Genomic DNA, 23,324 nt, shown 5'->3' with positions numbered 1-23,324 from the left:
TGACAGGTCTTTTTGGTAAGTTTGCACATCTGTCATAATAATTTCTAATGGCATATAAATTGACAATTAAAAGTTTATGCAGCATTATAAAGAATCATCAAAAGATAAAAAGAAACCAAAAGTTACTTTAAAACAAGCTTTTAAAACCATTATTTGGCCCAGAAGAAATCTTGTTTTTTTAGGGTTAATTTTAATTATTATCAGAAGTTTATCTGGTTTTGTATTGCCCTTACAAAGCAAAGTTTTGTTCGATGAAGTTGTGCCAAATAAAGACTTTAATCAATTGTATACATTAGTAGGCATTGTACTTGGGGCAATTTTAATACAAGCAGTTACTTCTTTTTTGTTGACAAAAGTGTTGAGTATACAAGCGCAATATTTAATATCAGAATTAAGAGCAGAAGTACAAAAGAAAGTTTTAACACTACCAATTAGTTTTTTTGATAACACAAAATCTGGAGCATTGGTTTCTAGAATTATGAGTGATGTAGAAGGGGTAAGAAATTTAATAGGTACTGGTTTAGTACAATTAATAGGTGGTTCTTTTACAGCAATAATTACATTGGTAATTCTAATAAAAATGAATGTTTGGATGACTCTTTTTACGTTTGTGCCTTTGTCTATTTTTGGTTTTATTGCATTAAAATCTTTCAAATACATTCGTCCTATTTTTAGAGCTAGAGGTAAAATTAATGCAGAAGTTAAAGGGCGTTTAACAGAAACTTTAGGTGGAATTCGAGTAATAAAAGCCTTTAATGCAGAAGAGCAAGAAAGCAAGATATTTGAAAAAGGAGTTGCAGATATTTTTACCAATGTTAAAAAAAGTATGACAGCAACTGCAATTATGACAAGTTCATCTACTTTTTTAATAGGAGTAGCCACTACAGGAGTTATGGGAATTGGAGGTTATTATATGATTCAAGGTACAATGACCTTTGGAGATCTATTTAAGTTTACAACTCTTTTGGCATTTATGGTAGCACCAATTGTGCAAATGAGTAACATTGGTAGTCAATTAACAGAAGCTTTAGCTGGTTTAGACAGAACAGAAGAGTTAATGAATATGACTGCAGAAGAAGACAATGAAAACAGGACAATTGCTTTAAAAAATGTAAAAGGAGAAATTAATTTTGATGATGTTTCATTTGCTTATGAAGCAGGAAAACAGGTATTGCATAATATCAATTTTAAAGTTCCTGCAGGTTCTGTAACAGCTTTAGTGGGTAGTTCTGGTTCTGGTAAATCTACCATTGCTGGTTTGTCAGCCACGTTTTTAAATCCGAAATCAGGTGTAATTACTATTGATAATCAAGATATGTCTAAAGTAAAATTATCTAGTTATCGTAAAAATTTAGGTGTTGTTTTACAAGATGAGTTTTTGTTTGAAGGTACAATCAGAGAAAATATTCTATTTCCAAGACCAAATGCAACTGAAGAAGAATTGCAAAATGCTGTAAAAGCAGCTTATGTAAATGAGTTTACAAACAGATTTGATAATGGTTTAGATACCTTAATTGGAGAAAGAGGTGTAAAATTATCTGGAGGACAAAGACAAAGATTGGCAATTGCAAGAGCTATTTTGGCAGATCCTAGAGTTCTTATTTTAGATGAAGCTACTTCTAGTTTAGATACAGAAAGTGAAGCTTTAATTCAGAAAAGTTTATCAGAATTAATAAAGGATAGAACTACAATTGTTATTGCTCACAGATTGAGTACCATTAAAAAAGCAGATCAAATCTTGGTAATTGAAGCTGGTAAAATAGCAGAAAGAGGTAACCATGATGAATTGATTGCTAAAAAAGGTAGATATTATGACTTGTATACTTATCAAGCAAAAATTTAACATTTAAATTTTACTTTTTTTGTAAAGACTTACAATAAAAACGACCTTTTGTACTATTGAATTTAAATATATAATCAAATTATGAAAAAAGTACTTTTATTGTTAATTATTGTAATCGCTATTTCTTGTAAGAATGAGCCTAAAAATGAGGTGAAAGCAGTTGTTAAAAAAGTTGAGGTTAAAAAAGAAATTTTCCCTGAAGAATTAGGACAAGTTTTTAAAGCTCATGGAGGAATTGATGCTTGGAGAAATGCAGAAATTTTATCCTTTAAAAAAGGAGAAGAAGTGCATACTGTAGATTTACAATCTCGTATTAATGTAATTAATGCGCCAAACTACGCTGTTGGTTTTGACGGAAAAGAAGTGTGGTTAGATGAAACAGAAAAAGGAACTTTTAAAGGTAATCCTGCTTTTTATCACAATCTTTTCTTCTACTTTTATGCTATGCCTTTTGTGTTAGCTGATGATGGAATTTCTTATGAAAAAATTGATCCATTAACTTTTGATGGTGTAGTATATCCTGGTTATAAAATGTCTTTTAAGGCAAATATTGGTAGCTCTCCTGATGATAACTATAAGTTGTATTTTAACCCAGAAACACATCAAATGGAATGGTTAGCTTACACAGCCACATTTATGTCTAAAAAACCAAGCGATAAATTTAATATTATTAAATATGATAAATGGAATGATGTAAATGGATTGATTTTACCTTCAGAAATAACTTGGTATAAAAAAGACGAAAATGGTGTGCCAACAGAACCTGCTAGACCAGCAACAGTATTTACAGATGCAGCAATCAGTAAAAATGATTTAACAGAATCGTTTTTTTCGAAGCCAGTAAAATAAATATATTTGCAACTAAACGATTTTAAAATCTTAAAAATAAATTATGAAAAGAATATTTTTAGTATTAATTGTTATAGTTGCGGTTTCATGTAAAAATGAGCCTAAAAAAGATGCTAAACAAGTTGTTAAAAAAGTTGAGGATAAAAAAGAAAATTTCCCAACAGAATTAGGGAAAGTTTTTGAAGCTCATGGAGGAATTGACGCTTGGAGAAAAATACAAACACTTTCTTTTAATAAAGAAGATGAGGTACATACATCAGATTTACATTCTCGTAAAATAGTTGTAAATACACCTAAGTATTCTTTGGGTTTTGATGGTAAAGAAATATGGTCTTTAGAAGAGGTGAAAGGAAGCTTAAAAAGAGATCCTGCTTTTTATTATAACTTGTATTTTTACTTTTATGCTATGCCTTTTGTCTTGGCAGATGATGGAATTATTTACGAAAAAGTAGACGATTTTCTGTTTGAAGAAACAAGTTATCCTGGTTATAAAATTTCTTACAAAGCAAACGTAGGCACATCTCCAGATGATAATTATATTGTGTATTACAACCCAGAAACCTATAAAATGGAATGGTTGGCTTATACAGTAACTTTTAGGTCTAAATCACCAACAGATAATTACAAGTATATTAGATACAATTCTTGGGAAAACGTAAGCGGATTTATTTTACCAAATCAAATTACTTGGTATAAAAAGGATAAAGAAAATAAATTTGTACCAACAACAAAAATTGTTGATTTTAAATTGCCTTTAATAAGTCAGGCAAAATTAGCAGATTCATTTTATACAAAACCAACTGAGTAAATCAATCAGTTTTAAATAAAATTTTTAGACCTTAGAAACCATTGTTTTTAGGGTCTTTTTTTGTCTATTTTTTAGTGTACAACAACAAAATCAAGATAAAGTATTTTGTATTTGTTTATTAATTTTATCGTAAACCGAACAATAATAATCATGAAAACGAGAAAGTAACACGTTTTCGAGGTTTTTTGTATCTTTTAATATAGATAAATCAAACAATTTTATAGCGTCAACTTCTTCTTCTTGAATGGTTAAATCAGAAACAGGAACTTTTAATTCTGCAACAAAAACATGATGATGTTCGTTATCTTGAATTCCATTTGGATGCGAAATTTCATGAATTCGTGTACCAATTTTTATAAGTTCTTTTGAATCTAGTTCTAGTCCAATTTCTTCAAAAACTTCTCTTTTTGCTGATGATAAAATAGATTCACCAGCACCAATATGTCCTGCAACAGAAATATCCCACAAACCCGGAAATACTTTTTTAGTCAATGCCCTTTTTTGAAGCAATATTTTTTCATCCGAAGTAAATAACCAAATATGTACAGTTGCATGAAACCATCCATTTTTATGAGCTTCCGATTTTAAAGCGGTTTTTCCTGTAGGTTTTCCATCAGGAGTTAAAATGTCTATTAATTCATCCAAAGAAAAATGTTTAAGTAAGTTCAATTTTAGAATTACTACCTTCAAAAAGGTGTATGTATTCTTCTATTTTAAAAGCATCTTCGTAAAATCTAGAAATTCTTTTTTTACCTTGTTGTTGCCTAACAATACTTCTTGCAAAACGTCTAATACTATCTTTTGTTGTTAAAATAATACCAGGTACAGCAACGCTTTTACCATTTTCATCTTTAGCAACCATTGTAAAATATGAAGAGTTACAGTGTTTAATTTCGCCAGTTCTAATGTTTTCTGATGTAACTCTTAAGCCAACTACCATAGATGTTCTTCCTGTATAGTTTACAGAAGCTTTTAAGGTTAATAATTCACCAACTTCTATTGGGTTTAAAAAATCTACTTTGTTTACAGAAGCTGTAACACAATAATAGCCAGAATGTTTAGATGCACAAGCAAATGCAATCTGATCCATTAGGTTTAAAATATGTCCACCATGTATTTTACCACTAAAATTAGAATGAGAAGGAAGCATTAACTCATTGATTGTTAATTGAGATTCACTTATGTGTTTATATTTCATATTGCTACAAGTTATGTTTCAAAAATACAATTCTTTTTTTTTGGTATTTTTTAGATATCTCTAAAAAGAGGATATTTTTAAGTAATAATATTCCTTTTTAGAGGTTGTTTTTTCCCTCTTAACTACTATTTGTTTGTTTTTATTTGTCTAATTGCTTTATTTACAGTGTTGTTCAGGAAATAGAATTAATTATTTAACAATAATCTGTTTTCTAGTAAATGTTTTAAAATTAACGATAAAAGTATAATCAACTAAATTCAAAACAAATGAAAAAACACTACATTTTTAAACTTTTTTTATTACTAATACCAGTTTCAGCTTTTTTATTAATGTCTAGTTCTGGTGGTAGAACAGATGCTAGATCTGGCTCTCCAGGAGATGGAGGTGCAACTTGTGCTGCATGTCATAGTGGAGGTAATTTTAATGCATCTGCTATAATAACGTCTAATATTCCTGTTACAGGTTATCTGTTAGATACAGATTATACAATAAATGTAAATACAACTTCTAGTTCTTCTGCTCATGGTTTTCAACTTACAGCTGAAAGTAATTCGAACGCAAAAATTGGTACTTTTACTGCAGGATCTGGTAGTAGAACAGTAAATAGTAATAAAGCAGTAACACACACTTTTCCTTCAAATTCTGGAGATTGGTCTTTTACCTGGAGATCGCCTTCTACAGATTTAGGTAATGTAACATTTTATACTGCCGTAAATGCAGCTAATGGAAATGGAAGTGCTTTTGATGGTGGAGATCAAGTAGTAACAGCAAGTACATCTTCGCCTTCATTAAGCATAAAAGAAGCTCAACGTTTAAACTTTGATTTATATCCAAACCCTGCTGTAGAAAATGTAACGATTCAATTACCTTCTGGTTCAAGTAAAGCATCTGTTCAATTTTATAATTATATAGGTAAATTAGTTTTAACACATAATGTTACTGAATTAAATAGTAAAATTAACGTAAGTGATTTATCAAAAGGTGTTTATATCTTAAAAGTGGTTTCTGATGATAAAATTGGAAGTCAGAAATTTATAAAAAAGTAAAATCTTTTCAGTTCAAATGATGAAAACCGGTTGTATTTATTGCAATCGGTTTTTTTTTGTGCTTTAAAAAAACTAAATTCGTTTATCTATAAAACCCAAGAAATGAATTATATTTTATTTGATGGAGATGTTAGAAAATCCCTTTTACCATTTACATACACAAAACCAGTTGCAGACTTAAGAGTAGGTATTTTAACCATTAGAGAAAAATGGGAAAAATATTTAAGCTTAACTACAACTACAGTTACAGAAGAGTATTTAGAAGAAAAATATCCTATGGTAGAAATGGCAGAGAATATTTTAATAAATGCCTCTTTTTGCCCAACAAATAGTTTGGTAGAAAAAGTTAAAAATTTATCAGAAAATGAAGCTATTTTTAAAGGTGATGATGTAATTGCTTTTTTTACTTCGGATACACAAGAAGAAGTAAATTTCGACGAATACACTGCAATTGAATTTGATGAAGATATTATTCAAATAAAAAATACTTGGGATATTTTTTCATTAAACAACAAAGCCATTCAAGAAGATTTCGATTTGCTTACAGAAGGCAGAACGTCTCAACCAATTCCTGATACTGTACAATGTGTAAACAAAGAAAATATTTTTATAGAAGAAGGAGCTAAAATATCTTTTGCTATTTTAAATGCTTCTAATGGACCAATTTATATTGGTAAAGATGCAGAAATAATGGAAGGTTGTGTTGTGAGAGGTGCTTTGGCAATGTGTGACCATTCAGTTTTAAAATTGGGTGCTAAAATTTACGGAGCTACCACATTAGGACCATATTGTAAAGTAGGAGGTGAGGTTAATAACTCAGTTTTAATGGGCTATTCTAGTAAAGCACATGATGGCTTTTTAGGAAACTCAGTTTTAGGAGAATGGTGTAATTTAGGTGCAGATACTAACAACTCTAACCTAAAAAATAATTATGCTGAGGTAAAATTATGGGATTATGAAACTGGTAGATTTGCAAAAACCGGATTGCAATTTTGTGGTTTAATGATGGGAGATCATTCTAAATGTGGTATAAATACAATGTTTAACACAGGAACTGTAGTTGGTGTTTCTGCTAATATTTATGGAAGTGGTTTTCCAAGAAATTTTGTGCCATCTTTTAGTTGGGGAGGTGCATCTGGATTTACAGAATATAAAACTAATAAAGTTTACGAAGTAGCTACTGTAGTTATGAAACGTAGAAATTTAGTTTTTGATGATGTAGAAAAACGAATTTTACAACATGTTTTTGAAGAAACGCAACAATACAGAAACTATTAAAAATTAGTAACTGATTTTTAAAGTTATAAAATAAAAAAGACCCAAAAATGAATTTTCATTTTTAGGTCTTTTTTTATTATTAAAATGATGTTTCTCTTTAATTTCTATCAATTACATCACCAGAACCTACAGATTTAGAATCTACATATTTAGGATTTCCTTTGTAATAAATGCTTCCAGAACCTACTACTTTTGCTTTAATTTTGGTTTTTACTGTAGTTCTTATAGAACCAGAACCTGCAATTGTTGCATTTAAAGTATCTGTACTTAGTTCATAAGCTTTTATGCTTCCAGAACCAGCAATTGAGCAACTTAATTCATTAGAAGTTCCTTCTAGTTTAATATTTCCAGAACCACCAATGTTTGCACTAACTTCATCAGCATCTATTTTTAAAGTAATGTTTCCTGATCCACCTAAAGAAGTTTTTAAATCGCTAGCTTTTATAGTGCCTTCGTTAGAAATATTACCAGAACCACCTAAAGAAACTTTATCTATATCTCTATAAGTTACTGTTACAGTAAGTCTTTTTGTAGTGTTAATATTGATGTTTTTTTCATATTTAATTTTAAGTGTATTTCCACTCACTTCTGTTTCTACATAAGGTATAATGTTTTCTTCACCTTCAATTTTTATGTTTCCTTCTTTACCCTCTACAAGAATAACATCAAAAGAACCGCCAACTGAAATTCCATCGTAATCTGATGTTGTTCTATTTACAGTAACAACATTTCCATTTCCTTTTATTTTTTTATTACTTCCCCACCAACTTTGTGCATTGGTAGATAAACTTAAAGTAATTGTAAATAGTAATAAAGTAATTTTTTTAAGCATAATTTTATTTTTTAAATTGATTTGATTAATAGTTTTCTTTGATGGATACACCACCATATTGAGATCTTATTTTTATTCTAGCATCAGAATTTCCTTTACCAAATTTACCTTCGTAATATTTTTTTGTTGATTTAGATATTTTCTTGAAAAACTCAATTTGATCATCATCATATTTAAAACCAGCATATTGTAAGTCTAGCACAAAATCGAAAACAGCATCTTCATCTACACCAATTTTAATACCTGCATATTGTCCGTCAATTTCTACACTTTCAAAACCTTTTGCCAATCTTTTTACAGAAACACTTCCATAATCAGTTTCTATGGTTAAAGTTTTATAAATAGTACCAATTCGCATACTTGCATAATCTGAGTTACCATCTACATTTACAGCTTCATCAATAGTTACAGAACCATAATCTGCGTTAAAATTGATGTCTTTAACTTTACCAAATTTAATAGTAGAGTAATCTTCATTTACTTTTAAATCTTCAGCTTCATCAATAGTAATTTTAGAATAATCAACATTTACATTTCCACTTTTCATGTAACTTATGGTAGATGAAGAGCAGTAGTCTAGATTAATATTGTTATTACTTGCAGATAGTTCACCAACAATAATTTTACCATAATCGCAATTAATATTTGCATTACCAGACAAATCACCTAAAAAAATACTTCCATAATCATTGTCTAAATCAACAGTATTAGTTTTTGGCATTTTTACTTTGTAATTTATTTTATAGCTAACATTATTACTTTTTTTCCAGAAAGACCAACTATTTTTTTGCTGTTTTTCAAAAATTGTTTTTGCTGATATAAAATTTGAAGACGTTTCAAACTCTACATCAATACTAGCTAGCTTATCTTCTAAACTTTCTAAGTTATCACCTTTTACAGTAATGGTAACTTCAATTTCTACCTGGTTTTTATCCCAAGTGGTAATGTCTAAATTTCCATACCTGTTGTTAATAGCTACTTTAGCATTAGCATTTACTTTGTATTCTTTAGTAATAACTTTACTTTTTTCTTGTTTTTTACCATCACTATTTGCGAATGCTATGAGTGGAAAAAGTAAAAATAGGAATGTAATTTTATATATAGATTTCATCATTTAAAAGGTTTGGATTCTTAATCTGTTCAATTTGTTGCAATACATTTTCTAAAATTTCTAAACGTTGTTGATAGTTTCTAATCATAGAATTGATGATTGTTGTTTTATTAACATCTGCATTTAGTTCTAAAATAAAAAGTCTGTAATTATCTTCTAATTCTTCTAAATGATCTAAAGCTTCTTCTATTATAGATTCTGTTTCTAAACTTCTGTTTTTTTCTACCGTTTTTAATTCTTGATTAATAGTCGTTACAAAATAGTCTTGTACTTCTTCTAATTTAGGAGAAACGTCTGCTAAATCTATCATTCTTTTTTGATGAGTGCTACCTAACCAAAAGCCAAGAACTAAAACTACAGATGCTGCTACAGAAAGCCATTTCCAAGAAGTACGGTTTACTTTCTTAGGTGAATTTAGTTTACGTTCAAAACGCTCTAAATGGCCTGAGTGTGGTTCTTGAAAATCGAAATCATTTTCAGAAAAAAAGTTATGTAATTTATCTTCCATAAGCTTGTGCTTGTATATTTTGGGCAAGTATAACTTGCTTTAATTTTTTCTTTGCTCTAGAAACTGTGGTTCTCACATTTTCGTTTGTGTAATTTAATATTTGTGCAATTTCTTCATAATCAAAACCTTCTATTAAATTAAGAGTGAGCACAACTCTATAATTATCTTTTAATCCTTGTAAAGTGTTTAAAACCAATTTAGGATTTAAACCTGTGTAATTTATTGCTTCATCTTCAATTTCATCATTAGGTACAACCTCTAGTTTTACTTCTTCATAACGATTGTTTTTCTTAAGTTGTGTTAAACTTTTATTGATAACAATTCGTTTTAACCAAGCACCAAAAGCAACTTCCCCTTTGTAGGAATTTAACTTTGTAAACGCTGTTAAAAATGCTTCTTGCATAATATCTTCAGCTTCGTAACTGTCTTTTAAAATTCGGTGGGCTGAGTTGTACATTGCTTTGTAATAAGCATTGTAAATTTTCAGTTGCGCGTTTTTATCAGACGATTTACAGCGTTCTAAAAGGTTGGTTATATGTGGTTGATTAGCTTCCAATTAAAAACTTCTATACTAAAGACAAAACTATTTTTGAGTTGTGACAGTTTTGTGAAAATAAAAATATTTTTTTTAAATATATATTATACTTTTTTGATTTACAATTCGTTAAGGAGTTGTTCTGCTTCTTGGTGGTTGCTTAGATTAACTAATTGCCAACTTAAATCATAACGTATTGTTTCATTAATTTTTAATTTCTTTTCAGGGCTTAAACATTCTAATTCTGTAAATAAATGATTACCAAAAATGGTTACTGAAGTTCCATTATCAGGATATGTTTCTTGTTTATCATAGATAAATTTTTCTACAAACAAAGTATTGTTTGAATAACCTGCTACCCAATTTCTTGAATCCGTACCAATTTTTTGAGGAAACTCATCAGAAGATTTTAATGCTAAAAGATTGTTTTTTACGGATGCATTTTCTTTTGCATAATTCTTGGCATCTGGCCATTTAGAAATTGTATATCCATTTTTAAAAATACTGTTTTTTGCTAATTTTGAATAACTAATATTTGGAGTTTTAATTTTTGATAAACTCCAAATTGTAAGCGGTATTTTTTCTAATTCAATATTTTTTGCGGGTTTTATTTTAATTAATTCCTGTACTATATTTACGTTAGTACCTAAATCATTAATAGTAATTTTTCTTTTGATTTGTATGCCAAGTAAATTACTAACAGGACTTTTAAGAAGAATACCATTTTTTAAAAAAGTAACTTTATATTCACTTGCATTTATATACGGATCTGGTATATGCCTAGAACCTGTAATTAAATGAAAATAATCTTCAGAACAGGGTAAAACTCTATTGCCACCAATATTAGGAGCTTGTTTTATACCTTCTTTTATATAATAGTTACCTTTTATAAATTCTAAACCTTCTAACTTTTTATTTTCATAAAAAATATTATCAGAATTTATAAAACTAAAATGTAATATTCTACCAACTTCTGGCACTACAATTAGCTTTATTGTTAAATTTGTTATTTCAATTGCATTTTTCCAGCCTTTATACTTAATAGTCTTTATTGTAATATTAGACATTTATTTTTTTTACAAAAATGATAAAAATTAATGAAGTAATTTAAATTTATATTAATTGGCACAACAATTGTCTTTAGTAAATATGGTAATCAATAATAAAATTTTATATTTCTGATTATCAGTATTTTAATTTTACAAGAAAGATGTTGGTTTTCGATTTATATTTTAATCAATGTCAGAATGACAGATATATAGCATATGAGCAAATCAAAAATTATAAAGTTAGACAGTTTGTCTTTTCAAGATATTATGAGTGAAGATTCTGAGTTAATCCCTTTAATGACAGCTGAAGATGAGGAGATTATTAATAAAGAAAGTGTACCAGAAACTTTACCAATATTGCCTTTAAGAAATACTGTTTTATTTCCTGGAGTTGTAATACCAATTACAGCAGGTAGAGATAAATCGATTCAATTAATAAAAGATGCTAATAAAGGTGATAAAATAATTGGAGTTGTTGCACAACGTAATGAAGAAGAAGAATTACCTACTTTAAAAGATATTCATACAACTGGAGTTGTTGCGCAAATTTTACGTGTTTTAAAAATGCCTGATGGTAACATAACTGTTATAATTCAAGGTAAAAAACGTTTTGAAATTGACGAGTTAATTCAGACAGAGCCTTATTTAAAAGCAACTGTAAAAGAAGCTGTAGAAAATAAGGAAATAGAGAATATTAAAGAATTTGATGCAATTATCGATTCTATTAAAGAGCAAGCATTAGAGGTAATTAAAGAAAACCCAATGTTGCCAAGTGAAGCTTCTTTTGCCATAAAAAACATTCAATCTAATTCGTTTTTGGTAAATTTTATTGCCTCAAATATGGATTTAAGTGTAATGCAAAAACAAGTAATTTTAGAAAAAGATAATCTAAAAGAACGTGCATTATTAACGTTAAAAAACTTAAATAAAGAGCTTCAAAAACTACAATTGCGTAATGATATTCAGTCTAAAACGCGAGAAGATTTAGACCAACAGCAACGTGAGTATTATTTAAATCAGCAATTAAAAACTATTCAAGAAGAATTAGGAGGCGTTTCTAACGATCAAGAATTAGAAGAAATGCGTAAGCAAGCCAAAACTAAAAAGTGGACCAAAGAAGTTGGTGATACTTTTGATAAAGAATTGGCGCGTTTGAAGAGAATGAATCCACAAGCTGCTGAATATGGTGTACAAAGAAGTTATTTAGAGTTGATGTTAGAATTGCCTTGGGGAATTTTCTCTGAAGATAAATTCGACTTAAAACGTGCTACTAAAGTTTTAGATAGAGATCATTTTGGATTAGAAAAAGTGAAAGAAAGAATCATAGAACATTTGGCTGTTTTAAAGTTAAGAAACGATATGAAATCGCCAATTATCTGTTTATATGGACCTCCAGGAGTTGGTAAAACTTCACTTGGAAAATCTGTAGCAGAATCTTTAGGGCGTAAATATGTAAGAATGTCTTTAGGTGGTTTGCGTGATGAAGCTGAAATTAGAGGTCATAGAAAAACATACATTGGTGCAATGCCTGGACGTTTAATTCAGAATCTTAAAAAAGCAGGAACATCAAACCCAGTTTTTGTTTTGGATGAGATTGATAAGTTAGGGCAAAGTCATCAAGGAGATCCATCTTCTGCAATGTTAGAAGTATTAGATCCTGAACAAAATGAAGCTTTTTACGATAATTATTTAGAAGTTGGTTACGATTTATCGAAAGTACTTTTTATTGCAACAGCCAATAACTTAGGACAAATTCCTTGGGCTTTGCGAGATAGAATGGAAATTATAAATGTTACAGGATATACTATTGAAGAAAAAGTAGAAATTGCCAAAAGACATTTATTACCTAAACAATTAAAAGAACACGGTTTAACTTCTAAAGATTTAAAATTAGGTAAAAAACAAATTGAACAAATTGTAGAAGGTTATACTCGCGAATCTGGTGTACGTGGTTTAGAAAAGCAAGTAGCTAAAGTAGTACGTTTTGCTGCTAAATCTATTGCTTTAGAAGAAGAATATGAGGTTAACTTATCATCAGAAAAAGTTGAAGCAATTTTAGGTACACCAAGAAACAGAGATAAATACGAAACCAATGATGTTGCTGGTGTTGTTACAGGCTTAGCTTGGACTTCTGTTGGTGGTGATATTTTGTTTATAGAATCTATTTTATCTAAAGGAAAAGGAAATCTTTCTATTACTGGTAATTTAGGTACTGTAATGAAAGAATCTGCAACAATTGCGTTGCAATACATAAAATCTAATGCAGAAGAGTTTGGTATTAAACCAGAAGTTTTAGAAAAATACAATGTACATATTCATGTACCTGAAGGCGCAACTCCTAAAGATGGACCAAGTGCAGGTATTACCATGTTAACTTCTTTAATTTCTTCTTATACACAAAGAAAGGTTAAGAATAAATTAGCAATGACTGGCGAAATTACTTTACGTGGAAAAGTGTTGCCTGTTGGCGGAATTAAAGAAAAAATATTGGCTGCAAAAAGGGCAAATATTAAAGAAATTATTCTTTGTGAAGAGAACAGAAAAGATATTCTAGAAATTAAAGAAAGTTACTTAAAAGGATTAACTTTTCATTATGTTTCTGATATGAAACAGGTAATTGATATTGCTCTAACAAAGCAAAAAGTTAAAAATGCTAAGAAATTAGTATAAGAAATAAAGCCTCCAAATTTTTGGAGGCTTTATTTTTTAATCACAATAATCGCAATCAGGTAAATTTAACTGTTCTTGCAATTGTTTGTAATATGCACACTGGCTAGCCAAAGCTTCTGTTTGCCCATTACATTTGTAAGCGTAAGCTGCTTGGCATTGATAGTCGTATTGATTATCAATATTACTTGGTCCATTATAATCGCCACAAGCAACAGTTTCTACAACATTATCATCTTCATCTTCTAAACCAAATAATTCTTCGCAACTCGTAAAACTTATGGTTAATAAAGTTAAAAATGCCAGCAATAAAAATTTTGTTTTTTTCATGATAAATAGTTTTTAGTTATAGGTTCAAATTTATTTGAACTTAAAAGTCAAAACAATACCTACCATTAGGTAAAATTGATTGAATTAGATTGTGAAATTAAATTATGTTTAAAATTAATGGGTGTAATAACTTGTAAATAAGGTGTTAAGGAGTTTTTTTACTAGGGCTTAATGTTTTTTTTGATACATTATCTTAACTTCTTCTTTTTAGTCTGTAAAACCCAAGTCGCATTAAATCCAAAATGGAAATTACCATCTTTAGCGTTAAAATTATTTCGAGTTTGAGTAATAAAAGTATCTTCTGCAAAATTTCTAGCATTTGTCATTTGAAATTGTAGTAATAAATGACTCAACTCCCAATTAAGACCAATCATAAAAGCATTATAGGTTTCAATAGACTTTAAAGGATTTGTTACATAAAAATATTCTGATACAATAGATGCATGGCCACCTATTTTATGCCTACCTCCAAAAGCAATTGCAAATTGATTTTTAGTATCATCAATTAAAGGATTTTCTGCTCTTTGTATAAAAGTAGGTGCAACTTGTAAAGAAAGTTCTGTATTTATTTTTCTTGCAATTAAAACTTGACTGGTAAAAGCATATTTACTCGAACTTGAAGCATTATTTTGTTCGTAATTATCATTATAAATGCCTTCTACTTTTCTGTGAGAAATACCTTGAATCAAGGTAATACTAAACAATCCTTTGTTGGAGTTTTGACGTTGTTTTAAAAGTTTATATTTAAAAAAACCGTCAGAAATTTTATCGTGATTTGTGTAACCTAAACCTACAGTAAAATTATCAGAAAAAGCATAATCTAAACCATAACGTATACTAACCACATCAGCTAAAAAACGTTGTCCTTTAAAATCTGGAATGTTCCAGTATCTATTATATAAAGAAATTTCTAAAGCTCCTTTTTTACGTGTTTCAATAGAATGTCCTAAACCAATTCTAGTAGTTTTAAACGTAGCAATTTCGTAAACAGGTTTGTCTGGAAATTCGTTTTCTAATTTGTCTAATAAACCCTGTGCGTTTAGAGAAGAATGCACTAATAGCATACACAACAAGAACAGTTTAAATATGTTTTTATTCTTCATAAGGTTCGTATTTAAAGTTGAATTGTATGGCAATTGTTTTGGCAATATTGCTAGAGAGTATTGGCGGAATTTTAATTTCAAAATCATTAACAATTAGGTTAAATTCTCCTGTTAAATTATAATTTCCATTATTATTTTTGATAGTTGTTTTAATGTCTATTTCTTTAGTAATTCCATGAATTGTAATTTTTCCACGTATAATTTTAGTTTGAGGTTCTTTAGTATTTACATCAAAATCAATAATTTTTCCTTCAAAATTTGCCTTTGGATAAATGTCAGATTCAATATAACTTTCATTAAAATGTTCATACATTAAATCCTTTTTAAAAACAAAAGCACGCATTAACATACTTATTGCAATTTCTTGTTTTTCTATATCTAAAATACTTAAAACTTGATTGTTTTTAGCTTCAATATTTTCTACATTAGTATAAGAAAAAAAAGAAATTTGGCCTTGCCTTGCAATAAATTGATTTTGTTTTTCATTAAAATCTGCAAAAGAAATCGCAAGAAAAAAAAGCGGTAATAATTTATTCATTGGTTGGTAAATCGATTGTGCAATTTAGTAATATAACATCTTTTAAAAAACCTTTGCAAATACCTTTTACTTTAATTTTTTGATGTTCTTTTAGTTGATCTATTTTTCTTTTTTGATTTGGGTTGATGTCGCAAATTACTCCAAATGTTTCAAAGTTACTATTTAATATAATGGTAATTCTATCATTTAAAAATGTAATTTCTTTAATAGTACCAGTAACTTCTAAAATTTTACCTGTATATAAATAATTAGATTTATCCTCATTATTTGAATAGGAGTTTACCAATTCACCAGCATTTAAGCTAAGCTCTGCTAGTTCGTTTTCTAGGTTTTTATTTGATGAGTTTAAAAAAGGGTTAGAAAAGTAAACAACACCTATTAAAATCAACAAAAATAACATTATCAGTAAAAACTTATTTTTAGTTTTCATATATCATCAAAGAAAATAAAAACTATTGTTTTTAGAAAAAAAAATGATACGAAAGCGAAAAAAATCACTTAAAGAGGAATAAAATCTTGACTACAAATTAAGAATAGTAGTATATTTCGACTTTCTTTATATAAATGAAAAAAGACAAACTTTATTTTTTAACCTTTTTATCTATTGCAGCTATTTTTTTAATGGTTGCCTTATTTGCATCTAAATACTTTATAAAAGTAAGTGCAAACCAATTAATAGAAGTTCAAGTAGAATCTAGCAAAAGAGAAGCAAATGAAGTCGCAAAACTTATTGATTTTCAATTATCTTCTGGTATAAAAAAAGAAGCTATTGTAACAAATATTCAAGAAATTATAGAAAGTTCTAATGCCAATAGTTGGTTTATTAGTGTATTTAATTGGAGTGGTAAAGAAATTGCAAACCCTGATAAAACAAAAGTTGGGCAGTTGGTTAATTCTAATCAAACTTTATTAACCTCTTTAAAAGAAAAGAATAATTCTGATGATTTATATGATTTATTAGTGAATAGTAATGCTGATTCTCACTCAGAAATCATTCACATATCACCCATTAAAAATGCTGATTTAATTGTTGCTGCTAATGTAAATATTAAGAGTATTTCTACTCAAATGAATACTTTAAAAAGTAATTTTCATCTTATTTTTTTAATAATGGGTATTCTTGTTATTGTACTTTCTTTTGTTGCAGTAAGAATTATTGGTAGTGCCTACGAAAAACAATTAGAATTAAGAAATTCTAATTTAACATCAGAAGTTGTAAACCTTTCTAAGCTGAATACAGATTTGGTTTCTTACAAAGAAAAAGTGGCAGAAACACCATTAAAAACTATTAAAGAAGAAACTACAGAAAAAGAAAAAGAGAGAATTCTTACGTATGTTAGAAATGAATTAGTGCCAATTGCAACCAAAGATATTGCCTATATTTATACAGAAAATACAATAACTTATGTTGTTTGTTTTGATGGTAAAAGATCTACAACAAATTTGAGTTTAGATGATATGTATACTAATTTAAATTCCACTTTATTCTTTAGAGCAAACAGACAATTTATTATAAGTATTACTGCTATTGATAAAATTATTAAATACGGAAATAGTCAATTAAAAATTTTATTACAGTCTAAAACATCCGAAGAAATAATTATCAGTAAAAACAAAGCTGCAGAGTTTAAACAATGGCTTAGTATTTAGTTTTTTTAATTAAAAACACTTTTCTTTTAACTTATTTTTTTCCCTTTTAACCTTTTTTATTTCTCTTTCAAAGAACTTAATAGTTTATAATCAGTTGTAAATCATTTATTTTACGGTAATTCTAAAACCAACTATAAATGAAAGTCAACTCACAATTTAGAAAAACATTTTTACTGTTTTCTTTTTCATTTTTTTTAGCTTCTTGTTTAACAAATGTAGAAGAAACTATTATTGAAGATGAACCAGAAACAGATCCTTGTTCAACGATTACTTACACAATTAACGTAAAGCCGATTATTGATAATAATTGTATTCAATGTCATGGTTCAGGAGGTAATTTCCCTAATCTTACTACTTACAATGGCATAAGTGCAAATGCTACAAGTGTAAAAGCAGAGGTTGTTAGTAGAAGAATGCCACAAGGTGGTTCTTTAACAACTACAGAAATAGAGGCTATTTCTTGCTGGGTAGATAATGGCGCATTAAATAATTAAAATAATTGAGTATGAAGGTTAAGAAAATTATTTTAGGAATTCTTATTTTAGGAATTGTTGGTGCTATTATAGGCTATAAAACATACAATAAACCCCATTTAAACATTGTTGCTACTAAGGCTGATTTTAATATTTCTGCAAACAAAATTATTGAAGAATTTTCTACGGATGAAACTACTGCAAATTCTAAGTATTTAGAAAAAATTATTGCTATAAAAGGAATTATTTCTGATATAAAAATTGAAAAAGAAAAAGGAATTATAACCTTAAAAACAAATGACGATTTTGCAAGTATTCTGTGCCATTTATCAGAAGAAGCTACAAATAAAATGAGTGATTTAAAAGTTGGAGAAAGCATTACCATAAAAGGCATCTGTACTGGGTATTTAATGGATGTTATTTTAGTGAAATCAGAATTCTAATATAAAAACCAAACCAAATATGAAATTAATAATAACAATAGTTACTTGCTTTTTATTTGTTGCAATAACTTACAGTCAAGGAAAATATTTAACAAAAAGTGGTGCTATTAGCTTTTATTCTAAAGCAACAATGGAAGATATTTCTGCAGATAATAATCAGGTGTTAAGTATTATAGATACTGATAATAGCAAAATGGCAATTTCAATTTTAATGAAATCATTTTTGTTTGAAAAAGCTTTAATGCAAGAACATTTTAATGAAAACTATGTAGAGTCAGACAAATACCCAAAAGCTACATTTAAAGGCGAAATTTTAAATTTTGATACTGTAAATGATGTGGTAAGTAAAAAACAAGTAAAAGGTTTTTTAACAATTCACGGAGTTTCTAAAGAAATTACTATTGATGCTAATATGACTAAAAAAGAAAACAGCATTTTAGTTACTGGAGATTTTATGATTAGTTTAGAAGATTTTAATGTAAAAATACCAGCTGTAGTTGCCAAAAATATTGCTAAAAAAATAAAAGTAACTTTTAATTTAAATCACCAATTTTATAAAAAATAATACCTAAAAAATGAAAAAAATACTACTAGCCATTTTTCTTGTTTCTATAAATATTTCTACCTTTTCACAAGATGATTTGTTAGATATTTTAGATAATGAAACACCAGAAAACAAAACAAAAGATATTGTTACAGCAACTTTTAAAGGAACAAGAATTTTAAATGGGCATTCTATAGAAAATAGAAAAGACAGTGAATTAGAATTTATAATTTCTCATAGATTTGGTGCTATAAATCTAGGTTTTGATGAACTTTTTGGCTTAGATCAATCTAATATACGTTTTGCTCTAGAATATGGAGTAACAGATAATTTAACTGCGGGTTTTGGTAGAAGTAGTTTTGAGAAAACCTATGATTCTTTCTTAAAATATAGTTTAATAAAACAACAAAATGGCGAAACACCTTTTCCTTTTGCAGTTTCACTTTTTAGTAGCATTGCTGTAAAAACCATTAAAGATTATGATCCTGCAGATAAAAGAACTTTTGCAGAAAGTTTATCTTATGTTTCTCAAGTATTAATTGCCAGAAAGTTTAGCGAGTCTTTTTCGTTTCAAGTAACTCCAACTTACATCCATAGAAATACGGTTAAAATTGAAGCAGATCCTCACGATATTTTTGCACTTGGTTTTGGAGGCAGATTAAAATTAAGTAAAAGAGTTTCTTTAAACAGTGAATATTATTATGCTTTTGATGAATCAGAATCTATAAATGCTAGAAATTCATTGGCTTTTGGTGTAGATATAGAAACTGGTGGGCATGTATTTCAATTAATTTTGTCGAATGCAATTACTATGATAGAAAAGAGTTTTATAGCAGAAAATACTGGTAATTTCTTTGGTGGTGATATTCATTTTGGCTTTAACATTTCAAGAACATTTTAAATCAAAAATAAAACTATGTTTCAAAGAAATTATAAAGTTAATGGTAAAGATGTAAACGATTTTATGGTGATGCAAAATGCAGCTTATTTAAGTTATTCTTCAAGATTGTTAGAAACTTTTTTATTTGTAAAAGGATTTACAAGGTTAAAAATGAATGCTTTAAAAGTAGGTTTGCAAAAGAAAAATGATAAAATTATACAATACAAACCTTTATTATTTACACAGTCTTTTTCTGTAGATTTAGAGTTTAAGAGCATTGCTTTTTCAAATCAAAAAATGAATGTTTGCATACATTTTTATAATGATAAAAAGGAATTATGTACAACAATAACTAGAGAATTATTTTGGTTCGATTATACTTCTTGGCAAACGATATCTCCACCAAAAACCATCATAAAATATTTTGTAGAAGATAAAGAGTTTAGGGAAGTTGAGTAAACAATTTAGATGATTTTAATTTACTCTAAAGTTTTTATTTCAACCTTGTATAAATTATCAAAAATATCAAAAATTGTTTGTGCTTCTTTTTTTCTGATGGATATTGTGTATTCACAAGAAAGTTCCATTTTTTGAGCTACAAGGTTGATATTTTTCTCTTTAATAATGCGCATTACTTTATTCATTAAATCATAACCAAAATTCAATTTATAAAAAACATCAATTGTTTTTTCTACAATTTCGGATGCTTCTAAAGTAATTTGTGCAGATGTTTTGTATGCACTAATTAAACCACCAACACCAAGTTTTGTACCTCCAAAATAACGAACAGAAACAATTAAAATATTGGTAACTTCAAAAGACTGAATTTGTCCGTAAATTGGGAGTCCTGCAGAATTATTAGGTTCTCCATCATCATTAGCTCTGTATTTTATAGTTTCTGTTCCTAGTTGATAAGCATAACAAAAATGACGTGCAGAATGATGTGTTTTTCTTAAATTTTCTAAACAGTCTTTAACATCATCTTCATTTAAAACAGGAAAAGCATAGCCAAAAAACTTACTTCCTTTTTCTTTAAAAAGTGTTTCTGTAGATGATTTTAGAATTGTTTTATAACTATCATTTTCCATTAAGCCAAAGCTACAATTACAATTCCTAAAATAGCCAAAGCAACTCCAATTTTATTTTTGATGCTAAACTGTTCTTTAAAAACTAAAATACCAACTATAGTAGACACAATAACAATAGCAACATTATTAATGGTAAATAAAGTAGAACTTTCAAAACCTTCAGTTTGCAAAGCTTTAATTAAAAATACAATTGAAAAATAATTTGGGATTCCTAAAACAATACCTGCTATCACATTTTTTAAACCAAAGGCTTCTCTTTTTTTAATGCTTTTTATAATTAAAACGATTCCAGCAAAAGTAGCTGCAATACCAAATAAACTCCCAGAAAAAATAGAAACATCATCATTTGTTACGTAATTAGATTCTATAAATTTTAAAATAGTATCAATAGCACCAGAACCTAAAAACAAAAGAATAGGAAAAAGCAAACCTGCATTTTTAGAAGCTGTAGATTTTTCTTTTACAGAAGCTAAATAAACAGCAATTAAAGCAATAATAATTCCTGCTATTTTTAAGATGGTTACAGATTCATTGTATAAAAATACTCCAAAAATTACAGGAATAACAACCGACATTTTACCTGCAACAGAAGTTACAGAAACCCCATTTCTTTGAGCAGTCATTGCCATTACAAAAAAAATAGAAACAAATAATGCACCTAAACAAGTAGCACCAATAAACCAAGGTTTGTTAGGGAGCTCAGAAAAAGTAAAACTACTTTCAGTTAAAGCAAAACCCATAATAAAAGCAACAATATAATTTATAAAAATTGCTTTTAAAACATCAACCTTAAAAATGCCAAAATATTTAAAAATAACAAATAACCCTGTAGAAAAAAGGATGCTTAATAAAAGGTAAATCAATTAAATATTGGTTTTAGAGAATAATTCAGTTACATCTTCTTGTTTTGGAGTTAAATTCCAAGTTTGGATGCCTAGTGTGTTAGCAGAATCTGTATTTTCTTTTAAATCGTCTACAAACAAAGTTTCTTCTGCAATTAAGTTATTTTCGTTTAAAACAAACTCATAAATTTCTGAATCTGGTTTTCTAAAATGAATTTCATGCGATAAATAAAATTGCTCAAAACAATCTTTAAACTCGTTAAAAAAAGTTTCGCCAACTGTATCTATAACTGATTGTATGTGCAATTCATTGGTGTTACTTAATAAAAATAATCTGTATTTTTTACTAGCAGCTAATTCTTTTAAAAAGTCTAAACGTCTTTGAGGAAAATCTAACAAAACAGCATTCCAAGCAGCTACTAAATCTGTTTTATTGATTTTAAATTTATTGTAGTAGAAGTTGATGAAATCTTCTGTAGTCATTAATCCTTTTTCATATTGATGGTAAACTTCTATCATTTCTGGAGTAATATTAGTAACGCCTAAAGCAGCCATAGCTTTATAAGTTCCTTCTTTATCTAAGTTGATAAAAATGTCTCCAAAATCGAAAATTATATTCTTAATCATTGTTATAAATTTTTAAAATATCTTTTTTTATTTTTCTTTCTGATGTAAATTTTGCTGATAAAATTGGCGATTTTATTCCTGTTTTAAAAGTGTTATCACCAATAAAAACTTTAGCTTCATCCCAAAGATTCGCATCTATAAATGTTTGTAAAGTTTGTGTACCACCTTCTATAATTACAGATTGAATTTTATGTTTTTGTAAAACATCACAAATTTCTTGAGCTAAATTTTGATTAAAATTAATGCTTTCAAATACCAGTTGATGTTCTTTAGTTTCATCTATTAGAGAAACATTATTTATAAAATCACTTTTTTTAAGCGCCAAACTTTTGACATCGCATAAAATGATGGTTTTTACGCTTTTGTCATAAATATTCGCTTCTTTTGGTATGCGTAAATTTTTATCTAAAACAATTCTAATTGGGTTGTTGCCAGACCAAGTTCTAACATTTAATTTAGGATTATCTGCAATAACAGTATTTGTACCTACTAAAATAGCATGTTCTTTTGCTCTTAGTTTGTGTACAATTTGTTGCGAATATTTGTTAGAAATCCAAACTGGGGCTTGTGAGTCTTTTTCTAAAGGAGCAACAAAACCATCTTTGGTTTCTGCCCATTTTAAAATAATATAAGGTCTTTTTTTATCTTGAACCGTGAAAAATCTTTTATGGTGTTCTCTGCATTCATCTTCTAAAACACCAATAATAACGTTAATTCCTGCTTTTTGTATACGTTCAATTCCTTTTCCTGCAACTAAATCGTTTGTGTCTTTGCAACCAATAACAACATTTTTAAATTTATGTTTGGCTAATAAATCTGCACAAGGTGGAGTTTTACCAAAATGAGAACAAGGCTCTAAGGTTACATAAATTGTTGCATCTCTTAAAACGGATTTATCGTTTACAGCATTCACAGCATTTACTTCTGCATGACTTTTACCATACTTAGAAGTAAAACCTTCTGCAATAATTTTATTATTTAAAACAATTAGAGCACCAACACTTGGATTTGGTCTGGTAGTTCCAATACCATTTTTGGCAATTTGTAAACAGCGTTTTATGTAAATTTCGTGATTGATAATT

The 23,324-nt window shown here is 28.2% G+C and carries 27 protein-coding genes; 12 read left to right on the top strand and 15 right to left on the bottom strand.

The annotated features are described in order from the left end of the window. The first annotated feature begins 76 nt into the window (after positions 1–76). The 3 genes from ACJJVK_RS16635 to ACJJVK_RS16625 all read left to right on the top strand — a co-directional run bounded on the left by ACJJVK_RS16635 (position 77) and on the right by ACJJVK_RS16625 (position 3,500). Entirely contained in the window at positions 77–1,843 is a 1,767-nt protein-coding gene (locus ACJJVK_RS16635) for an ABC transporter ATP-binding protein (RefSeq protein ID WP_405568114.1), read from the top strand. A gap of 81 nt (positions 1,844–1,924) precedes the next feature. Beyond that, positions 1,925–2,692 carry a DUF6503 family protein gene (locus ACJJVK_RS16630; protein ID WP_405568111.1) on the top strand — a complete coding sequence of 256 codons (768 nt, stop codon included), beginning with the start codon at positions 1,925–1,927 and terminating at the stop codon, positions 2,690–2,692. Between the two features lie 43 nt (positions 2,693–2,735). Beyond that, complete coding sequence (locus tag ACJJVK_RS16625) at positions 2,736–3,500, top strand: DUF6503 family protein (protein ID WP_405568109.1); 765 nt, start codon at positions 2,736–2,738, stop codon at positions 3,498–3,500. Positions 3,501–3,590: 90 nt separating this feature from the next. Here the strand turns inward: ACJJVK_RS16625 and ACJJVK_RS16620 are convergent, their stop codons facing one another. Both ACJJVK_RS16620 and ACJJVK_RS16615 read right to left on the bottom strand, forming a co-directional pair. Beyond that, positions 3,591–4,169, bottom strand: coding sequence for an NUDIX domain-containing protein (locus tag ACJJVK_RS16620; RefSeq protein WP_405568106.1), 579 nt, complete (start codon positions 4,167–4,169; stop codon positions 3,591–3,593). Then, a complete protein-coding gene (locus tag ACJJVK_RS16615; RefSeq protein WP_215995152.1) occupies positions 4,156–4,698 on the bottom strand; it encodes an acyl-CoA thioesterase in 543 nt (180 codons plus the stop codon). The genes ACJJVK_RS16620 and ACJJVK_RS16615 overlap by 14 nt, the downstream gene beginning before the upstream one ends. A gap of 266 nt (positions 4,699–4,964) precedes the next feature. On the opposite strand from ACJJVK_RS16615, the gene ACJJVK_RS16610 reads away from it, so the two are divergent. Further along, positions 4,965–5,744, top strand: a complete 780-nt coding sequence (locus ACJJVK_RS16610; RefSeq protein ID WP_405568104.1) for a choice-of-anchor V domain-containing protein — start codon at positions 4,965–4,967, stop codon at positions 5,742–5,744. Between the two features lie 102 nt (positions 5,745–5,846). Then, positions 5,847–7,022, top strand: coding sequence for a GlmU family protein (locus ACJJVK_RS16605; protein WP_405568102.1), 1,176 nt, complete (start codon positions 5,847–5,849; stop codon positions 7,020–7,022). A gap of 97 nt (positions 7,023–7,119) precedes the next feature. On the opposite strand, the gene ACJJVK_RS16600 is transcribed toward ACJJVK_RS16605, so the two are convergent. The 5 genes from ACJJVK_RS16600 to ACJJVK_RS16580 form a co-directional block, all read right to left on the bottom strand. After that, positions 7,120–7,854, bottom strand: a complete 735-nt coding sequence (locus ACJJVK_RS16600) for a head GIN domain-containing protein (protein ID WP_405568101.1) — start codon at positions 7,852–7,854, stop codon at positions 7,120–7,122. A gap of 25 nt (positions 7,855–7,879) precedes the next feature. Then, complete coding sequence (locus ACJJVK_RS16595) at positions 7,880–8,968, bottom strand: hypothetical protein (RefSeq protein WP_405568099.1); 1,089 nt, start codon at positions 8,966–8,968, stop codon at positions 7,880–7,882. Further along, complete coding sequence (locus ACJJVK_RS16590; protein WP_405568096.1) at positions 8,949–9,473, bottom strand: hypothetical protein; 525 nt, start codon at positions 9,471–9,473, stop codon at positions 8,949–8,951. The genes ACJJVK_RS16595 and ACJJVK_RS16590 overlap by 20 nt, the downstream gene beginning before the upstream one ends. Beyond that, the gene (locus tag ACJJVK_RS16585; RefSeq protein WP_405568094.1) at positions 9,463–10,029 is read right to left on the bottom strand and encodes an RNA polymerase sigma factor; all 567 of its coding nucleotides are present in this window, start codon (positions 10,027–10,029) and stop codon (positions 9,463–9,465) included. The genes ACJJVK_RS16590 and ACJJVK_RS16585 overlap by 11 nt, the downstream gene beginning before the upstream one ends. A gap of 98 nt (positions 10,030–10,127) precedes the next feature. Then, positions 10,128–11,075, bottom strand: a complete 948-nt coding sequence (locus ACJJVK_RS16580; protein WP_405568092.1) for a hypothetical protein — start codon at positions 11,073–11,075, stop codon at positions 10,128–10,130. 198 nt (positions 11,076–11,273) lie between these two features. Between ACJJVK_RS16580 and lon the strand changes: the two genes are divergently transcribed. Beyond that, on the top strand, positions 11,274–13,727 hold the full coding sequence (gene lon, locus ACJJVK_RS16575) for an endopeptidase La (protein ID WP_405568089.1): 2,454 nt from the start codon (positions 11,274–11,276) through the stop codon (positions 13,725–13,727). 36 nt (positions 13,728–13,763) lie between these two features. Here the strand turns inward: lon and ACJJVK_RS16570 are convergent, their stop codons facing one another. From ACJJVK_RS16570 to ACJJVK_RS16555, 4 genes are all read right to left on the bottom strand, one after another. After that, positions 13,764–14,054, bottom strand: coding sequence for a hypothetical protein (locus ACJJVK_RS16570; RefSeq protein ID WP_405568086.1), 291 nt, complete (start codon positions 14,052–14,054; stop codon positions 13,764–13,766). Between the two features lie 188 nt (positions 14,055–14,242). Next, the gene (locus tag ACJJVK_RS16565; protein WP_405568083.1) at positions 14,243–15,157 is read right to left on the bottom strand and encodes a DUF5777 family beta-barrel protein; all 915 of its coding nucleotides are present in this window, start codon (positions 15,155–15,157) and stop codon (positions 14,243–14,245) included. Then, on the bottom strand, positions 15,147–15,695 hold the full coding sequence (locus tag ACJJVK_RS16560) for a YceI family protein (RefSeq protein WP_215995142.1): 549 nt from the start codon (positions 15,693–15,695) through the stop codon (positions 15,147–15,149). The genes ACJJVK_RS16565 and ACJJVK_RS16560 overlap by 11 nt, the downstream gene beginning before the upstream one ends. Next, positions 15,688–16,125 carry an OB-fold putative lipoprotein gene (locus tag ACJJVK_RS16555; protein WP_215995141.1) on the bottom strand — a complete coding sequence of 146 codons (438 nt, stop codon included), beginning with the start codon at positions 16,123–16,125 and terminating at the stop codon, positions 15,688–15,690. Before ACJJVK_RS16555 ends, ACJJVK_RS16560 begins: the two co-directional genes overlap by 8 nt. Positions 16,126–16,259: 134 nt before the next feature. Here ACJJVK_RS16555 and ACJJVK_RS16550 point away from each other — a divergent pair, with 134 nt between their 5' ends. From ACJJVK_RS16550 to ACJJVK_RS16525, 6 genes are all read left to right on the top strand, one after another. Next, positions 16,260–17,345 carry a LytR/AlgR family response regulator transcription factor gene (locus ACJJVK_RS16550; protein ID WP_405568080.1) on the top strand — a complete coding sequence of 362 codons (1,086 nt, stop codon included), beginning with the start codon at positions 16,260–16,262 and terminating at the stop codon, positions 17,343–17,345. Between the two features lie 137 nt (positions 17,346–17,482). Beyond that, positions 17,483–17,839, top strand: a complete 357-nt coding sequence (locus tag ACJJVK_RS16545) for a c-type cytochrome (protein ID WP_405568077.1) — start codon at positions 17,483–17,485, stop codon at positions 17,837–17,839. 11 nt (positions 17,840–17,850) lie between these two features. Continuing rightward, the gene (locus tag ACJJVK_RS16540) at positions 17,851–18,261 is read left to right on the top strand and encodes an OB-fold protein (RefSeq protein ID WP_405568075.1); all 411 of its coding nucleotides are present in this window, start codon (positions 17,851–17,853) and stop codon (positions 18,259–18,261) included. A gap of 19 nt (positions 18,262–18,280) precedes the next feature. Beyond that, on the top strand, positions 18,281–18,826 hold the full coding sequence (locus ACJJVK_RS16535; RefSeq protein ID WP_405568073.1) for a YceI family protein: 546 nt from the start codon (positions 18,281–18,283) through the stop codon (positions 18,824–18,826). 10 nt (positions 18,827–18,836) lie between these two features. Next, positions 18,837–19,706: a DUF5777 family beta-barrel protein gene (locus ACJJVK_RS16530; protein ID WP_405568070.1), complete on the top strand. Its 870-nt coding sequence runs from the start codon at positions 18,837–18,839 to the stop codon at positions 19,704–19,706. Positions 19,707–19,721: 15 nt separating this feature from the next. Further along, positions 19,722–20,144, top strand: a complete 423-nt coding sequence (locus ACJJVK_RS16525) for a thioesterase family protein (protein WP_405568068.1) — start codon at positions 19,722–19,724, stop codon at positions 20,142–20,144. A gap of 20 nt (positions 20,145–20,164) precedes the next feature. Here the strand turns inward: ACJJVK_RS16525 and ACJJVK_RS16520 are convergent, their stop codons facing one another. Genes ACJJVK_RS16520 through ribD form a run of 4 tightly spaced genes read right to left on the bottom strand, consistent with a single transcriptional unit; the run spans position 20,165 to position 23,323 of the window. Further along, positions 20,165–20,773, bottom strand: a complete 609-nt coding sequence (locus ACJJVK_RS16520; RefSeq protein ID WP_405568065.1) for an IMPACT family protein — start codon at positions 20,771–20,773, stop codon at positions 20,165–20,167. Beyond that, positions 20,773–21,636, bottom strand: coding sequence for an EamA/RhaT family transporter (locus ACJJVK_RS16515; RefSeq protein ID WP_405568062.1), 864 nt, complete (start codon positions 21,634–21,636; stop codon positions 20,773–20,775). The genes ACJJVK_RS16520 and ACJJVK_RS16515 overlap by 1 nt, the downstream gene beginning before the upstream one ends. After that, positions 21,637–22,242, bottom strand: coding sequence for an HAD family hydrolase (locus ACJJVK_RS16510; protein ID WP_405568060.1), 606 nt, complete (start codon positions 22,240–22,242; stop codon positions 21,637–21,639). Further along, complete coding sequence (gene ribD, locus ACJJVK_RS16505) at positions 22,235–23,323, bottom strand: bifunctional diaminohydroxyphosphoribosylaminopyrimidine deaminase/5-amino-6-(5-phosphoribosylamino)uracil reductase RibD (protein ID WP_405568396.1); 1,089 nt, start codon at positions 23,321–23,323, stop codon at positions 22,235–22,237. The genes ACJJVK_RS16510 and ribD overlap by 8 nt, the downstream gene beginning before the upstream one ends. Position 23,324 lies beyond the last annotated feature (1 nt).

The sequence above is a fragment of the Polaribacter sp. Asnod6-C07 genome, assembly GCF_045063625.1.
GTDB lineage: Bacteria > Bacteroidota > Bacteroidia > Flavobacteriales > Flavobacteriaceae > Polaribacter > Polaribacter vadi_A.
This window is presented reverse-complemented; position numbering and strand designations above follow the sequence as displayed.

What these genes read in the sequence shown, in the direction of transcription:
- ACJJVK_RS16635 (WP_405568114.1), top strand. Translation starts at nt 77, where the DNA reads ATGCAGCATTATAAAGAATCATCAAAAGATAAAAAGAAACCAAAAGTT.
- ACJJVK_RS16630 (WP_405568111.1), top strand. Translation starts at nt 1,925, where the DNA reads ATGAAAAAAGTACTTTTATTGTTAATTATTGTAATCGCTATTTCTTGT.
- ACJJVK_RS16625 (WP_405568109.1), top strand. Translation starts at nt 2,736, where the DNA reads ATGAAAAGAATATTTTTAGTATTAATTGTTATAGTTGCGGTTTCATGT.
- ACJJVK_RS16615 (WP_215995152.1), bottom strand. Translation starts at nt 4,698, where the DNA reads ATGAAATATAAACACATAAGTGAATCTCAATTAACAATCAATGAGTTA.
- ACJJVK_RS16610 (WP_405568104.1), top strand. Translation starts at nt 4,965, where the DNA reads ATGAAAAAACACTACATTTTTAAACTTTTTTTATTACTAATACCAGTT.
- ACJJVK_RS16605 (WP_405568102.1), top strand. Translation starts at nt 5,847, where the DNA reads ATGAATTATATTTTATTTGATGGAGATGTTAGAAAATCCCTTTTACCA.
- ACJJVK_RS16600 (WP_405568101.1), bottom strand. Translation starts at nt 7,854, where the DNA reads ATGCTTAAAAAAATTACTTTATTACTATTTACAATTACTTTAAGTTTA.
- ACJJVK_RS16595 (WP_405568099.1), bottom strand. Translation starts at nt 8,968, where the DNA reads ATGATGAAATCTATATATAAAATTACATTCCTATTTTTACTTTTTCCA.
- ACJJVK_RS16590 (WP_405568096.1), bottom strand. Translation starts at nt 9,473, where the DNA reads ATGGAAGATAAATTACATAACTTTTTTTCTGAAAATGATTTCGATTTT.
- ACJJVK_RS16580 (WP_405568092.1), bottom strand. Translation starts at nt 11,075, where the DNA reads ATGTCTAATATTACAATAAAGACTATTAAGTATAAAGGCTGGAAAAAT.
- lon (WP_405568089.1), top strand. Translation starts at nt 11,274, where the DNA reads ATGAGCAAATCAAAAATTATAAAGTTAGACAGTTTGTCTTTTCAAGAT.
- ACJJVK_RS16570 (WP_405568086.1), bottom strand. Translation starts at nt 14,054, where the DNA reads ATGAAAAAAACAAAATTTTTATTGCTGGCATTTTTAACTTTATTAACC.
- ACJJVK_RS16565 (WP_405568083.1), bottom strand. Translation starts at nt 15,157, where the DNA reads ATGAAGAATAAAAACATATTTAAACTGTTCTTGTTGTGTATGCTATTA.
- ACJJVK_RS16560 (WP_215995142.1), bottom strand. Translation starts at nt 15,695, where the DNA reads ATGAATAAATTATTACCGCTTTTTTTTCTTGCGATTTCTTTTGCAGAT.
- ACJJVK_RS16555 (WP_215995141.1), bottom strand. Translation starts at nt 16,125, where the DNA reads ATGAAAACTAAAAATAAGTTTTTACTGATAATGTTATTTTTGTTGATT.
- ACJJVK_RS16550 (WP_405568080.1), top strand. Translation starts at nt 16,260, where the DNA reads ATGAAAAAAGACAAACTTTATTTTTTAACCTTTTTATCTATTGCAGCT.
- ACJJVK_RS16545 (WP_405568077.1), top strand. Translation starts at nt 17,483, where the DNA reads ATGAAAGTCAACTCACAATTTAGAAAAACATTTTTACTGTTTTCTTTT.
- ACJJVK_RS16540 (WP_405568075.1), top strand. Translation starts at nt 17,851, where the DNA reads ATGAAGGTTAAGAAAATTATTTTAGGAATTCTTATTTTAGGAATTGTT.
- ACJJVK_RS16535 (WP_405568073.1), top strand. Translation starts at nt 18,281, where the DNA reads ATGAAATTAATAATAACAATAGTTACTTGCTTTTTATTTGTTGCAATA.
- ACJJVK_RS16530 (WP_405568070.1), top strand. Translation starts at nt 18,837, where the DNA reads ATGAAAAAAATACTACTAGCCATTTTTCTTGTTTCTATAAATATTTCT.
- ACJJVK_RS16525 (WP_405568068.1), top strand. Translation starts at nt 19,722, where the DNA reads ATGTTTCAAAGAAATTATAAAGTTAATGGTAAAGATGTAAACGATTTT.
- ACJJVK_RS16520 (WP_405568065.1), bottom strand. Translation starts at nt 20,773, where the DNA reads ATGGAAAATGATAGTTATAAAACAATTCTAAAATCATCTACAGAAACA.
- ACJJVK_RS16510 (WP_405568060.1), bottom strand. Translation starts at nt 22,242, where the DNA reads ATGATTAAGAATATAATTTTCGATTTTGGAGACATTTTTATCAACTTA.